The 13,367-nt window shown below is 65.8% G+C and carries 12 protein-coding genes; 9 read left to right on the forward strand and 3 right to left on the reverse strand.

Annotated features, from left to right (window positions below; all coding sequences use genetic code 11):
• Window positions 1-16: 16 nt before the first annotated feature.
• The 5 genes from L6D89_RS23230 (at window position 17) to L6D89_RS23250 (ending at window position 5,392) form a co-directional block, all read left to right on the forward strand.
• Window positions 17-820 (forward strand): thermonuclease family protein, encoded by an 804-nt coding sequence (locus tag L6D89_RS23230; RefSeq protein ID WP_445009255.1) that lies wholly within the window; start codon window positions 17-19, stop codon window positions 818-820.
• Window positions 817-2,268 (forward strand): M48 family metalloprotease, encoded by a 1,452-nt coding sequence (locus tag L6D89_RS23235; RefSeq protein ID WP_373873574.1) that lies wholly within the window; start codon window positions 817-819, stop codon window positions 2,266-2,268. The genes L6D89_RS23230 and L6D89_RS23235 overlap by 4 nt, the downstream gene beginning before the upstream one ends.
• 103 nt (window positions 2,269-2,371) lie before the next feature.
• Window positions 2,372-3,640 carry a malic enzyme-like NAD(P)-binding protein gene (locus tag L6D89_RS23240; RefSeq protein WP_169934958.1) on the forward strand — a complete coding sequence of 423 codons (1,269 nt, stop codon included), beginning with the start codon at window positions 2,372-2,374 and terminating at the stop codon, window positions 3,638-3,640.
• Window positions 3,641-3,820: 180 nt separating this feature from the next.
• A complete protein-coding gene (locus L6D89_RS23245) occupies window positions 3,821-4,594 on the forward strand; it encodes a phosphatase PAP2 family protein (RefSeq protein ID WP_236201312.1) in 774 nt (257 codons plus the stop codon).
• 63 nt (window positions 4,595-4,657) lie between these two features.
• Entirely contained in the window at window positions 4,658-5,392 is a 735-nt protein-coding gene (locus L6D89_RS23250) for a substrate-binding periplasmic protein (RefSeq protein WP_236201313.1), read from the forward strand.
• A gap of 119 nt (window positions 5,393-5,511) precedes the next feature.
• Here L6D89_RS23250 and yccS read toward each other — a convergent pair whose 3' ends face one another.
• The gene (gene yccS / locus L6D89_RS23255; RefSeq protein ID WP_236201314.1) at window positions 5,512-7,707 is read right to left on the reverse strand and encodes a YccS family putative transporter; all 2,196 of its coding nucleotides are present in this window, start codon (window positions 7,705-7,707) and stop codon (window positions 5,512-5,514) included.
• Window positions 7,708-7,905: 198 nt separating this feature from the next.
• A complete protein-coding gene (dbpA, locus tag L6D89_RS23260) occupies window positions 7,906-9,282 on the reverse strand; it encodes an ATP-dependent RNA helicase DbpA (RefSeq protein ID WP_236172693.1) in 1,377 nt (458 codons plus the stop codon).
• A gap of 321 nt (window positions 9,283-9,603) precedes the next feature.
• On the opposite strand from dbpA, the gene L6D89_RS23265 reads away from it, so the two are divergent.
• On the forward strand, window positions 9,604-9,816 hold the full coding sequence (locus L6D89_RS23265) for a cold-shock protein (RefSeq protein ID WP_015475193.1): 213 nt from the start codon (window positions 9,604-9,606) through the stop codon (window positions 9,814-9,816).
• A gap of 105 nt (window positions 9,817-9,921) precedes the next feature.
• Window positions 9,922-10,434 carry a retropepsin-like aspartic peptidase RloA3 gene (gene rloA3 / locus L6D89_RS23270; RefSeq protein WP_236172692.1) on the forward strand — a complete coding sequence of 171 codons (513 nt, stop codon included), beginning with the start codon at window positions 9,922-9,924 and terminating at the stop codon, window positions 10,432-10,434.
• Here rloA3 and mdtD read toward each other — a convergent pair whose 3' ends face one another.
• Window positions 10,435-11,871, reverse strand: coding sequence for a multidrug transporter subunit MdtD (gene mdtD, locus L6D89_RS23275; RefSeq protein ID WP_236172691.1), 1,437 nt, complete (start codon window positions 11,869-11,871; stop codon window positions 10,435-10,437). It abuts the gene before it with no gap.
• Between the two features lie 287 nt (window positions 11,872-12,158).
• Between mdtD and L6D89_RS23280 the strand changes: the two genes are divergently transcribed.
• Both L6D89_RS23280 and L6D89_RS23285 read left to right on the forward strand, forming a co-directional pair.
• Window positions 12,159-12,701 (forward strand): DUF2780 domain-containing protein, encoded by a 543-nt coding sequence (locus L6D89_RS23280; RefSeq protein WP_236172690.1) that lies wholly within the window; start codon window positions 12,159-12,161, stop codon window positions 12,699-12,701.
• A 97-nt stretch (window positions 12,702-12,798) separates the two neighbouring features.
• A complete protein-coding gene (locus L6D89_RS23285) occupies window positions 12,799-13,362 on the forward strand; it encodes a DUF2780 domain-containing protein (protein WP_236201315.1) in 564 nt (187 codons plus the stop codon).
• Window positions 13,363-13,367: the final 5 nt, after the last annotated feature.

The raw sequence follows: 13,367 nt of genomic DNA on the forward strand, positions 1-13,367 counted from the left end.
CCGGGAAAGGCCGACGATGGTTTTTCACGGTAACTCGAAAAAGGCGTCCCTCGTGGGCGCCTTTTTTATGGCCGTCCTTTTTTCCCTGGACGCCAGCGCTGTTGCCTGCCCGAAGCCTGCTTCGGAGGAAACGGTGCGCGTGGCGCGGGTAGTGGACGGTGACACGCTCAAGCTGGCCGACGGCCGCAGCGTTCGCCTGATCGGCGTGAATGCCCCCGAGCTGGCCCATCACGGCCGCTCCGAGGAGCCCTTTGCCGTCGCCGCCCAGCGTCGCCTGCAGGAACTGGTGGCGGCCAATGACGGCGAAGTCGGCCTGGTTGTCGGTCGGCAAGGCAAGGACAAGTACGGCCGCACACTGGCCCACACCTATGACGCCGGCGGCAACAACCTTGAATCCCGGTTGCTCGCCGAAGGTCTGGGCTACCTTGTAGCTATCGCACCCAACACCGAGCTCACTGCCTGTCAGCAGGCCGCTGAGCGCGTGGCGCGCAGCGCCAAGCTGGGGTTGTGGAAAAAGTCCCCGGTGCAGACGGCGCAGCAACTTCAGGAAAGCGGCTTCGCGGTGGTGCGCGGGCGAGTCCAGCAGGTCCAGCGCAATCGCGGCGGCCTGTGGCTGGATCTCGATGGTCCGCTGGTGCTGCGGATCGAAGCAAAGCTCCTGAAGCGCTTCGACGATGCAGCCCTGCGCGATCTCAAGGGAAGACAGGTGGAGGCGCGCGGCTGGGTCATCGACCGTGCCGCGCGCGGTGGCGTGAAACCCGGACAGGCGCGCTGGATGCTGCCTGTGACCGATCCGGCGATGATGGAGGTATTGCCATGAGCTTGCGCTCGTTCGGAATTCTGGCCCTGCTGGCGCTGATGGGCGTCCTCGGCGGTTGCGCCACCAACCCGGCTACCGGCAAGTCTGACTTCGTCATGATGAGCGAGCAGAGCGAGCTGGAGATGGGCCAGAAGTACAGCCAGGAAATCGCCAAGCAATACCCGCGCTACGAGGATGCGAAGCTGCAGGCCTACGTCCAGCAGGTCGGCGAACGGGTCGCCCGCGCCGGCGACCGGCCGCAGCTGCAGTATCACTTCACGGTCATCGACACCCCTGACATCAACGCCTTCGCCCTGCCCGGCGGCTACATCTATATCCACCGCGGGCTGATGGCGTATCTGGGCTCGGAGGCGGAACTGGCGGCCGTGCTCGGCCATGAAGTCGGCCACGTTACCGCGCGGCACAGTGTCAAGCAGCAAAGCCAGTCCAGCGCCTGGAACATCCTTGGTCAGGCCGTGGCCATTGGCACCGGCGTCGGCGCCGCCGCCGACCTCACCAACGTGCTCGGCACCGCCTTCGTGCGCGGCTATGGCCGCGACATGGAACTGGAGGCCGACGGCCTGGGCGCCAAGTACCTGGCTCGCGCCGGCTACGATCCCACCGCGATGATCCAGGTGGTGCGGGTGCTGAAGAACCAGGAAGACTTCGCCCGTGACGAGGCCGCGCGCAAGGGGCAGGCAGCCCAGCCGGTGGGCTACCACGGGCTGTTCGACACCCATCCGGACAACGACCAGCGCCTGAAACAGGTGATCGGGCCGGCCCAGGCCCTGGCTGCCAGCGGTCAGCGCGAAGTCGGTGCCGAGCGCTACCTGAAGGCCATCGACGGCATGCCCTTCGGCGACTCCGCCTCCAGTGGCGTGCGCCGCGGGCAGAGCTTCTACCACACGGAACTGGACTTCACCCTGACCTACCCCGCGGGCTGGGGCATTCTCAACCAGCCGACCGCCCTGGTCGGCTTCACCGCCGACCAGCAGGCCTACATCGGCATGAAGCTGGTGCAGCGCGAGGGCCAGCTGACGCCGGCGGAATACCTGCGCAAGGGGACTGGTGGGCGGCTATCGAACGAAGAAAGCTTCCAGCAGGCCGGCCTGGATGTCGCCACCGGTGTGGTGCCGGGTTCGCCGGCGCGGCGCGTGGCGGTGGTCTACCAGAAGGACCGCGCCTACCTCTTCGTTGGTGCGGTCAAAGGCCGCGCCTCCCTGGAGAGCGTCGACGACGAATTCATGCAGGTCATCCGCAGCTTCAGGCCGATGCGCGCAGACGAACAGAAATACGCACAACCCCGCCGGATCGCCGTTGTTCAGGTCAAATCCGGGCAGACTGTCGAGCAGTTCGCGAAGGCTGAATCCGGTCCGGAATCTGACTCGATAAATCGTATACGTTTATTGAATGACTTGTATCCAACTGGTCAGCCAAAACCGGGCGATTGGCTGAAAGTCGTACGCTAGAGGTCTTGACAGCAGGGGCTTGGGCTACCTTGGCAGGTGCGGGGTTTGTGCGTATGCTCGGGCCCCCGTCTGTCCAACAAGCAACAAAAGCGGAAGTGCCCAAATGTCTGATCTCAAGACCGCTGCCCTCGAATATCACGCCCAACCCCGCCCCGGTAAACTGAGCGTCGAGCTGACCAAGCCGACCGTCACCGCCCGCGACCTGTCGCTGGCGTACAGCCCGGGTGTCGCCGAGCCGGTGCGCGAAATCGCGCGTGATCCGGAACTGGCCTTCAAGTACACCGGCAAGGGCAACCTGGTCGCGGTCATTTCCGACGGCACCGCCATCCTCGGCCTGGGCAACCTCGGCCCGCTGGCCTCCAAGCCGGTGATGGAAGGCAAGGGCGTTCTGTTCAAGCGCTTCGCCGGGGTCGACGTGTTCGACATCGAAGTCGATGCCGAGAGCCCGCAGGCCTTCATCGATACCGTCAAGCGCATCTCCATCACCTTTGGCGGCATCAACCTGGAAGACATCAAGGCACCCGAGTGCTTCGAGATCGAGCGCGCCCTGATCGAACAGTGCGACATCCCGGTGTTCCACGATGACCAGCACGGCACCGCCATCGTGACCGCCGCCGGCATGCTCAACGCCCTGGAAATCGCCGGCAAGAAGCTCGAGACCGCGAAGATCGTCTGCCTCGGCGCTGGCGCTGCCGCCATCTCCTGCATGAAGCTGCTGGTGAGCATGGGCGCCAAGGTCGAGAACATCTACATGATCGACCGCCAGGGCGTGATCCATGCCGGCCGTAACGATCTGAACCAGTACAAGGCGGTGTTCGCCACCGAGACCGACAAACGCACCCTGTCCGACGCCCTGGAAGGCGCCGACGTGTTCGTTGGCCTGTCTGGTGCCAACCTGCTCAGCGCTGAAGACCTCCAGCGCATGGCGCCGAACCCGATCGTCTTCGCCTGCTCGAACCCGGACCCGGAAATCAAGCCGGAACTGGCCCACGCCACCCGCAACGACGTGATCATGGCCACCGGCCGTTCGGACTACCCGAACCAGGTCAACAACGTGCTTGGCTTCCCCTTCATCTTCCGCGGTGCCCTGGACGTGCGCGCCACCCGCATCAACGAAGAAATGAAGATCGCCGCCGCCCTGGCCCTGCGTGACCTGGCCAAGCTGCCGGTACCCAAGGACGTGTGCGACGCCTACGGCGTGACCGCCCTGGAATTCGGCCGCGAGTACATCATTCCGAAGCCGATGGACAAGCGCCTGATCACCGTCGTTTCCGATGCCGTGGCCAAGGCCGCCATCGAGACTGGCGTGGCGACCCTGCCGTATCCGAAGCACTACCCGCTGCAGTCGGTGGAAGACGTCTTCAAAGGCTGATTCCGTCTGACCTGGAAAACCCCGCCTCGGCGGGGTTTTTCTTTTTCAGCTGAGTGAAACGAAGAGTTACCCATTAATGACTGAAGGCAGGGGCCTTCAGAATCGTCCCGACTATCCTTCCCTGCTCATGCATTGACGCGTCCGCTGCCCTGGAGCGGGCCGGACGCATGGGGGAGCATCATGAATCGGACTTGGCTGGCAGTCGCCACCCTGGCGGCCAGTGCCGCGCTCATCGGTTGCGCAGGGGCACCGCAAATGAGCTGGGATCGGGTGGGAGACTCGGCGCAGCGCGCCGTCACCAGCGCCGACGTCTGGGCACCGGTGGCCGGCGCGGCGGTGATTGCGGCGGGCAACTGGGACCACAAGTGGCAGAAGTCGGCGAGCAACCACGGCTGGTTGTTCGGCGGCGACGCCAACCAGGCTGCCGACCGCATGCTCAACCTCGCCACCGGCCTGAGCGTCGTCACCGCCTTGGTGGCTTCGCCCAAGGACGTGAGCACCGAGGAGAAATGGAGCTGGCGCGGGCGCAACCTGAGCTTGCTGGCGGCGGACCGCTATGCGGTGACCGGTTTCGTCGAGGAGGCCAAGGAGTGGTCCGGACGCGAGCGGCCGGACGGAATCCCCGATGACTCCTTCCCCTCCAAGCACACTGCGGTGACGGCTGTGCACACCAGTTTTACCCGGCGCAACCTGGACTACATCGACCTGGACCCTGCCTGGCGCTACACCGCCAGGGCCGGGCTCTACACCCTCGACGGGCTGACCGCGCTGTCGCGCGTGGAAGGTGACAAGCACTATCCCACCGACGTGCTGGTGGGGATGGCGGTGGGCAACTTCTTCGCCAACTTCACCTACAACCTGTTCCTCGAGGGGCCGGAGAGCGAGCGCTACAACGTGGCGGTGGTCCCGGAAACCGGCGGCGGCATGAGCCTGCGTGCGGCGATGCTGTTCTGAAGATTGGCGCGACGCCGGGGGCAGCGACTAGTCTTGCCCAAGCCCCTCCCCGGACGTTTCCCAATGCTGCTGCGCCTGCTGCTGTTCCTCTTGTTCCTGTGCGTCTCCAGCGCGGCGCGGGCCGGGGAAACGCTGCGTATCGCCGCGGATCGCTGGCCGCCCTACGCGGACCGGCAGTTGCCCGGCAATGGCGTGGCGGTGCATCTGGTACAGGCCGCGCTCAAGCGCGCCGGCTATGCCAGCGAATACATCGAGGTGCCCTGGCCGCGCGTGCTGCACGGTGTGGCGAACGGCGAGTACGACCTGGTGGCGGATGCCTGGTATACGCCGGAGCGGGAGTCCTTCGGTGTGTATTCCGAGTCCTATCTGTTCAACCGCGTGCGCCTGATCAAGCGCCAGGGCTCGCCCATTACCTTCGGCAAGCTGGCCGATCTCTATCCGTATCGCATTGCCATGGTGCGCGGCTATGCCTATTCCGCCGCGTTCGACAGCGACTCGAATTTGCAGCGGGTCGCGGTATTCAGCTTCGTCAATGCGGCGCTGATGCTGCAGGCCGGGCGCGTGGACCTGACACTGGAAGACGAGATTACCGCGCGGGTGCATTTCAACGGCGACCTCGCCGAACTCAAGGGGCAGCTGGAGTTCCTCCCGGTGCCGCTGGCCGAGAACGGCCTGCACATCCTCGTCGGCCGGCATAACCCGCACCATGCCAAGATAGTTGCGGCCTTCAACAAGGCGATCCGCGAGATGCGTGCGGATGGCAGCTACGACCAGCTGATGCGCGAGCACGGTCTCTGACGGCGGCCTTGGCCTCTGGGTAGGAGCGAGCCTGCTCGCGAACCCCGTTTCGCGCCAGGCCATCTGGTGCAATGTGTTCGCGAGCAAGAACTGGGCGTCCCCGCGCTCCTGCAAAAGCGTCAGGCGGTTTCAGCCTGCTCCGCGCCGATGTCCTTCTTCAGCAGGTGCGCCGCCAGGGTGCGTAGTGGCGTGAGCTGCCGGCAAATGAGTGCCAGCTGGGTCTGCACCAGGCGGTGGGCGTCGTCCTGTTCCTCGGGCAGTTCTTCCAGGCGTTTGGCCAGCGCGTCTTCCTCGTCGCTGTAGATAGCCACCGGGCGCCGCTCGTTGAGGCGCGCGGCGATGTCGTCGAGGCTGGCGGTGAGGCGCTCGGCGGCCTCGGCGATGAGGTCGTCGTTGACGTCCGGTGGCAGCTGGTTGCGGTGCGCGCCGAGGGCGGAGAGGTAGCTGAGCAGGGTGTGGGAGAGCACCAGGAAACGGAAGCCGATTTCCGCGTCTTTGCGGAAGTGGCCCGGCTCCAGAAGCATGTTCGACAGCGTGGTGGAGAGTGTCGCGTCGGCGTTGTGCGCGTTGCGCCGCGCCGTGCGATAGGCGAGGTCGTCGCGCTTGCCGTTGGCGTACTGCTGCATGATTTCCCGCAGATAGCGGCTGTTGCACGCCAGGGTGCCGCCGACCAGCCGATGCAGGCTGCGCCCGTGCCAGTCGGGCAGCACCAGGAATACCGCGATGCCGGCGATCAGCGCACCCAGCAGGGTGTCGAACAGGCGCGGCAGGATCAGCCCGTAGCCGTCGCCCACCTGGTTGAAGCAGAACAGCACCAGCAGGGTGATCGCCGCGGTGGCCAGGGTATAGCGTGTGCTCCGCGTGGCGAAGAAGGCGACCCCGGCGACCACCGCCAGCAGCGACTGGAGCAGCGGGTTGGGGAACAGGTCGATCAGTGCCCAGCCGGCCACCAGGCCGACCAGTGTGCCGAGTATCCGCTGCACCAGACGGATGCGCGTCGCCCCGTAGTTCGGCTGGCAGACGAACACCGTGGTGAGCATGATCCAGTAGCCCTGGGTCGGGTGGATCAGGTGCAGCACGCCATAGCCGGCGGCCAGCGCCAGCGACAGGCGCAGGGCGTGGCGGAACAGCAGCGAGGTCGGCGACACCTGCAGGCGGATGCGCTCCAGTGCATCCTTGAGCGAGCGCGGGGAACGGTCGAGCAGGGTGCTGTCCTGCTCATCGTCGAGCGCGTCGGGGTTGCTCGCACCGCTGAGCTTGCGGTCCAGGGTGGTGAGGTTGGCGGCCAGCGCGCCGAGGGAGCGCAGTAGCCCGCGCCAGGCTGGATTACCCTGCTGGCGCAGGTATTCCAGCGAGGCGTTGAGGTCGGCCAGGGCCAGTTCGCTGTCGTTGTAGTCGAACGGCTGGCGCAGCTGGATCGCCTTCGCCAGCGCCTTGCACGCCTTGCCCTGCTGGTTGAGCAGGCGCTGGCAGCGGAACAGCACATCGCTGTGGAAGAACGCCTCGGCCAATTGGTTGTACGGGTAATGCGACGAGCTGGCGCGTTCGTGGACGTCCTGGGCGATGAAGTAGAGCTTCAGGTAGCGGCTGATCTTCGGGCTCGGCCTGCCGTGGGAGAGGCGCGCCAGGATGGTTTCCTTGGCCTGGTTCAATGCCACCACCACGCGCCCGTTCTGCCGCGCCAGGGCCAGGCGCTGGGCCTCGACATCGAGGTGCCGCAGCGGCTCCAGCAGGGTCGACTTAATCTTCAGGTACTCGCCCAGTTCGAGGAACAGCTTCGCCAGGCTCTGTTGCACCGGCTGGTTGGCGAACAGGGCGTTCCAGAGTACCGAGAGCAACCCGTACCAGCCGGCGCCGGCCACCAGCAGCAGCGGCTCGCGCCAGAAGTCGGTGGGCGTGCCGCCGCGCTGGTCGACGCCGATCATGGTGTAGATCGACAGGATCAGTGTCGCCGAGGCGATGGCCGCGTAGCGCTCGCCCAGGGCACCGAGCAGGGTCATGGCGAAGGTCGACAGGGCCAGCCCGGCGACGAACAGCAGCGGGTAGGGGAACAGCAGCTCCACCGCCAGTGCGGCGATGCTGAAGCAGGCCAGCGTCACCAGCAGCGCCTGCAGGCGTCCCAGCCAGTGGTCGTCGGTTTCCGCCAGGGCGCTGGCGATGACGCCGAGGAACAGCGGGATCACCAGCTCCGGCCGGCCCTGCAGCCAGCACGCGAGCATGACCCCGCTGAGGGCGACGAACACCCGCAGGCTGTAGGCGAACTTGTCCAGCGCCCAGAGGCGCCGCAGAGACTGGAGCAGTGGGGAGGAGAACATGCGCGTGCGGGACTTCCGAATGTCTGCCCCTCAGACTAGCGGAACGACTGTCGTGCGGCTATCGCGAGCGAGTCACGCACCGTGCGACCAGGCCGCTGGGCTCTCTGTAGGAGCGAGCTTGCTCGCGAACAATGTTTACCGACGTTACCGATATCGTGCGGTTCGCGAGCAAGCTCGCTCCTACATACACAGGCATCGCTAGAGGATGCGTGCCTTGAACGAGCGGCCCTTGATCTTGCCTTCGTTGAAGTGCTTCAGCGCCTGCTTGGCGACATCGCGTTCCACGGCGACGAAGGCCTGGAAATCGAAGATGGCGATCTTGCCCACCTGCGTTCCTTTCAGGCCGGCATCGCCGGTGAGGCCGCCGAGGATATCGCCGGGGCGCAGCTTGTCCTTGCGTCCGCCGGCGATCGCCAGAGTGGTCATCGGCGGCAGCAGCGGGGCGTCGTTGGCCTTGAGGAAATCGATGCGCTCCCAATTCAGCGGCGCGCCCTGCAAGTCCTCGATCGCCTGGGCGCGACTGGCCTCGGCGGGGGTGACCAGGGACAGCGCCAGGCCCTTCTCGCCGGCACGGCCACTGCGGCCGATACGGTGCACGTGGACCTGCGCGTCACGCGACAGCTCGACGTTGATCACCGCTTCCAGCGCAGCGATGTCCAGCCCGCGCGCGGCCACGTCGGTGGCTACCAGCACGCTGCAGCTGCGGTTGGCGAACATGGTCAGCACCTGGTCGCGCTCGCGCTGTTCCAGATCGCCGTGCAGGGCCAGGGCGGAAATCTTCCGGGCATTGAGTTGCTCCACCACTTCCATGCATTGCTGGCGGGTATGGCAGAAGGCGACGCAGGATTGCGGGCGGAAATGCTGCAGCAGGCGGACGACGGCATCCAGGCGCTGCTTGGCATCGATCTCGTAGAAATGCTGTTCGATCTGGCTGTCGTCGTGCAGCGCTTCCACTTCCACGCGCTCGGGATTCTTCAGGAACTTTGCCGCCAGTTGGCCGATGCCATCGGGGTAGGTGGCGGAGAACAGCAGCGTCTGCCGGCGCGCCGGAGCCTGGCCGATGATGTCGGCGATGCTGTCGTAGAAACCCATGTCGAGCATCCGGTCGGCTTCGTCGAGCACCAGCGTATTCAGGCCGTCGAGCTTCAGGGTGCCGCGGCGCAGGTGCTCCTGGATCCGTCCCGGCGTCCCGACCACGACGTGGGCGCCGTGCTCCAGCGAGCCGATCTGCGGGCCGAAAGGCGTGCCGCCGCAGAGGGTCAGCACCTTGATGTTGTCGGCAGCGCGGGCGAGACGGCGGATCTCCTTGGCGACCTGGTCGGCGAGCTCGCGGGTCGGGCACAGCACCAGCGCCTGGCAGCCGAAGTAGCGCGGATTCAGCGGGCTGAGCAGACCGATGCCGAAGGCGGCAGTCTTGCCGCTACCGGTCTTGGCCTGGGCGATCAGATCGCGGCCCTTGAGGATCGCCGGCAAGGCGGCGGCCTGGATCGGCGTCATCTCGCGGTAACCGAGAGAATCGAGGTTGGCCAGCAGGTCGGCCGACAGCGCGAGGCTGGAAAATGCAGAGGTGGTCACGAAGGGAGCCCGGGTGAATCCATATGGCCGCGCAGTGTAGCAGGAGAGTACCCTCAGCAGGGCTGAGAAGCCGATATGGCAAGGGTTTGAGGCCACTCGTCCGAATTTGCCAAAGTGCCGATATACGGTTTTTTCAAGAGATTCGCTTTCCGCGAATTTTTGTCGTAGAGTTTCCGCACTGTGTTTGCATGGGTCGCCGTCGATCGTGACCTGATGCGGTCGGTTATTCCACCCCGTCCTGCTCGACTCCTTGTAACTCCTTGCAACTCAGTTCCTGGCCATTCGTGGCTAATTTCAAAAATACGTTCCAAGGAGAACACCATGTCGAATCGTCAGAACGGCACCGTCAAGTGGTTCAACGAGACCAAAGGCTACGGCTTCATTACCCCGGAAAGCGGCCCGGACGTGTTCGTACACTTCCGCGCTATCGAAGGTAACGGCTTCAAGACTCTGGCCGAAGGCCAGAAGGTCAGCTTCGAAGTCGTGCAGGGCCAGAAAGGCATGCAGGCCGAGCGCGTACAGGTGATCAACTAAGATCCCCTGGCGTCAGCCGAAAGACCCCGGATGGAAACATCCGGGGTTTTTTATTGCCTATGTTCTTTACCTATCGCACCGTCATCGATTTCCGGAGTTGCCCCCATGCCATCGCCTGCCTTCCGCCTGCTGCTCGCCGGTCTGCTCGTTTCGGGTAGCGCCCTGGCCGCCGACGCGCCCGCGCAGCCCACGACCTGGGGCTGGGTGGAGACGCTCACGCTGATGCCCGAGCAGGCACCGCTCAAGGTGAAGCTGGATACCGGCGCGCAGACTTCGGTGATGGATGCGCGCAACATCGCCCGGATCAGGAAGAACGGCGAGCGCTGGGTGCAATACGACGTGATGATCAGTGACCCGGCGACCGGCAAGGAAGAGCGCCTGCCCTTCGAGCGGCGGGTCGAGCGCGTGCTCAAGTTCAAGACCGCCAGTGGCGTCGAGCGCGCCCCGGTAGTGCTGATGGACGTGTGCCTGGGCGGCAAGGTCTATCGCGAGCAGTTCACCCTGCGTGACCGTCAGACCCTGGACTATCCGGTCCTGCTCGGCCGCCGCACCCTCGAGCACCTGGGCGCGGTGGACGCCTCGAAGACGCAGACCGCAGCGCCTACCTGCAAGCCCTGATCAGTGCTCGCTGACGTCGGTCTCCGGATCGACGCGGCGCGGCGTGGTGCGGCCGTCTTCGGCATTCAGCTGGAAGAAGATCGCCGCCGCCAGCATCGACAGGATGCCGACGCTGAAGTAGGTCGCGTGGAAGGCTGCGAGCACGTCGCCCTGCACGCTTTCCTGGTCCCCCGTGAAGCCGCCCAGCAGTGCCGCTGCACAGGCGATGCCCATGCCGATCGACAATTGCATGACCACCGAGAGCAGGCTGTTGCCGGCGCTGGCGTTGTCGTCACGCAGGTCGATGAGGCTGAGGGTGTTCATCGCGGTGAACTGCAGCGAGTTGATCCCGCCCAATATCGCCAGTTGCACCAGCAGCAGTGCATAGGGGGTGTCCTGGTCCACCAGGCCGAGACTGGCGATCATCGCTCCCAGCAGCAGCGTGTTGCTGACCAGCAGCTTGCGATAGCCGAACAGGTCCAGCAGTGGCCGTGCCAGCGATTTGATGACCATTGCCGCCAGGGCCATGGGGATCATCGTCATGCCCGCTTTGGACGGCGAGAAGCCCAGGCCCACCTGCAACAGCAGCGGCGTGAGGAAGGGCAGGGAGCCGCTGCCCAGGCGGGCGAACAGGTTGCCCAGCAGGCCCACGGCGAAGGTCCGCGTGGTGAACAGTGATGGCGGGAACAGTGGCGACTCGATGCGCAACGCCCGCAGCCAGTAGGCGGCCAGCAGCACCATGCCGCCAATCAGCAGCAGCACCACGCGTACGTGGGGCATGTGCAATTCGCCCAGGCCTTCCAGGGCGATGGTGATCAGCACCATGGAACCACCGAACAGCAGGAAGCCGATCGTATCGAAGCGTGTTGCGCGTATGCCGCGCAGATCCGGCATCAGGCGCAGGGCGACGATGAAGCCGATCAGTCCCACCGGCAGGTTGATCAGGAAGATCCAGTGCCAACTGGCGTACTCCACCAGCCAGCCGCCCATGGTCGGCCCCGCCAGCGGGCCGAGCAGGCCGGGGATGGTGACGAAGCTGAGGATGCGCACCAGGTCGCTGCGCGGGTAGACGCGCAGGATCACCAGGCGCCCCACCGGCATCATCAGCGCGCCGCCGATGCCTTGCACCACGCGGGCGCCGACCAGGGTGCCAAGGCTGGGCGAGAGCGCGCAGAGCAGTGAGCCGAAGCTGAACAGGAAGATGGCGAAGAGGAACACCCGGCGCGTGCCGAAGCGGTCGGAAATCCAGCCGGAGGAGGGGATCAGCAGCGCCACGGTAAGCAGGTAGGCGATCACCACGCCCTGCATGCGCAGGGGGTCTTCTTCCAGCGAGCGGGCCATGCTGGGCAGTGCGGTGTTGAGGATGGTGCCGTCCAGGGCCTGCATGAAAAAGGCAATGGCAACCAGCCAGGGCAGCAGGCGGGCCACGCGGGGCGTGAGGATGAAGGGTTCGCTCATGGTCGGTCCGTCGGGCGGGTATGGCTCTAGCTTAGGGAAACTTTGCCGATCGCGGGGGAAATCGCCGCACCGGCGGTGAGTCGGGTCTGTCTTGCTGCTCGCCAGGGTGATGGTACGAATGGCCTGGCGCTGCGCAGTGGCGAGCGAGTTCCCCGGCGCGCCCCGCTGAAGATGGTCTTTGACGGCGCTGTGACCGCGCCGCGCTTTTGCTCCGCCACGCCAGCCATGGTGGAACATTGGCCCTGGCTTCCGGTCGAATCTGGCGTTCGGTATCCCAGGAGACAGCGATGTCCGTCAAACCCCGTGTCACCCTCGCACTGGCCGCCCTGCTGGCGGCTTCCTCCGCGTTTGCCTTCAACCTGGGCGATGCCGCCAAGGCGGTGTCCGGCGCGACTGGCGCCGATACCTCGCGCGTGGCCTCGACGCCGCAGACCAGTGGCCTGCTCGATGCCCTTACCGGCCAGCTCGGCGTCAGCGACGAGCAGGCGCTCGGCGGCACGGGCGCTTTGCTCGGCCTGGCGAAGAACAAGCTCAGCACGGCGGACTATTCGCAGTTGGCGAAGACCGTCCCCGGTCTCGACAAGCTCACCGGCAGCAATGCACTCGGCGGCCTGGGCGGCCAACTGGGCAACCTGGGCGGTGGTGCGTCCAGCGGCCTGCTGGGCAACGTCAGCAACATGGGCGACGTGAGCAAGGCCTTCGGCGCGCTGGGCATGGACCAGGACATGACCGGCAAATTCTCCAGCGTGCTGCTGGATTACCTCGGCAAGCAGGGCGCCAACAGCAACCTGCTCGGCACCCTGGGCAGCCTCTGGGGCACCGGCGCCTGAGATCCGCCGGCCGGCGCGGAACCGCCGCGCCGGCCTTCGGTCCTATCGACGATCCGGCCCCGTCCTGGGGCCGGACATCCGTATTCCGGAGCCGTCGATGTCCACCCGTTCCGTCGTCTTCCTGGCTGCCGCCTGGCTGGCCGCTTCCCCCGTGTTCGCCGCTACCTTCACCGACACCAGCGAGCCCGTCAGCGAGACGCAGAGCGTGCCGCCCGCCGCAACTGCGCTGCTGGGCAACCTCACCAGACAGCTGGGCGTCAGCGAGCAGCAGGCCATCGGCGGTACCGGTGCGCTGCTGGGGCTGGCGATGAACAGCCTGAAGGACACCGACACGGCGCAATTGCAGAAGTCCCTGCCGAACCTCGAGCAACTTGCCGGCAACAGTTCGCTGGGCGATCTGGGCGGCGCGCTGGGTGGTTTCGGCGGGCTGGGCAACGCCGCGGCGCTGCTGGGCGGGATCAACAACCTGGAGGACGTCGACCAGATCTTCGGCGTGCTCGGCATGGATCAGTCGATGATCGGCCGCTTCGCCGGGGTGATCCTCGACTACTTCACCGAGCAGGGCCTGAGCAGCCAGTTGCTGGGCACGCTGGGTGGTCTGTGGGGAACCCCCACCGCGCCGGCGACACCCGTTGCTCCGGTGGCCGGCCGGGGGGCGTAACGGGG

It is taken from the genome of Pseudomonas pseudonitroreducens (assembly GCF_021603645.1).
GTDB classification, from domain to species: Bacteria; Pseudomonadota; Gammaproteobacteria; order Pseudomonadales; family Pseudomonadaceae; genus Pseudomonas; species Pseudomonas pseudonitroreducens.

What these genes read in the sequence shown, in the direction of transcription:
- rloA3 (WP_236172692.1), top strand. Translation starts at nt 9,922, where the DNA reads ATGCCATCGCCTGCCTTCCGCCTGCTGCTCGCCGGTCTGCTCGTTTCG.
- L6D89_RS23240 (WP_169934958.1), top strand. Translation starts at nt 2,372, where the DNA reads ATGTCTGATCTCAAGACCGCTGCCCTCGAATATCACGCCCAACCCCGC.
- yccS (WP_236201314.1), bottom strand. Translation starts at nt 7,707, where the DNA reads ATGTTCTCCTCCCCACTGCTCCAGTCTCTGCGGCGCCTCTGGGCGCTG.
- L6D89_RS23280 (WP_236172690.1), top strand. Translation starts at nt 12,159, where the DNA reads ATGTCCGTCAAACCCCGTGTCACCCTCGCACTGGCCGCCCTGCTGGCG.
- L6D89_RS23230 (WP_445009255.1), top strand. Translation starts at nt 17, where the DNA reads ATGGTTTTTCACGGTAACTCGAAAAAGGCGTCCCTCGTGGGCGCCTTT.
- L6D89_RS23250 (WP_236201313.1), top strand. Translation starts at nt 4,658, where the DNA reads ATGCTGCTGCGCCTGCTGCTGTTCCTCTTGTTCCTGTGCGTCTCCAGC.
- L6D89_RS23285 (WP_236201315.1), top strand. Translation starts at nt 12,799, where the DNA reads ATGTCCACCCGTTCCGTCGTCTTCCTGGCTGCCGCCTGGCTGGCCGCT.
- L6D89_RS23245 (WP_236201312.1), top strand. Translation starts at nt 3,821, where the DNA reads ATGAATCGGACTTGGCTGGCAGTCGCCACCCTGGCGGCCAGTGCCGCG.
- L6D89_RS23235 (WP_373873574.1), top strand. Translation starts at nt 817, where the DNA reads ATGAGCTTGCGCTCGTTCGGAATTCTGGCCCTGCTGGCGCTGATGGGC.
- mdtD (WP_236172691.1), bottom strand. Translation starts at nt 11,871, where the DNA reads ATGAGCGAACCCTTCATCCTCACGCCCCGCGTGGCCCGCCTGCTGCCC.
- L6D89_RS23265 (WP_015475193.1), top strand. Translation starts at nt 9,604, where the DNA reads ATGTCGAATCGTCAGAACGGCACCGTCAAGTGGTTCAACGAGACCAAA.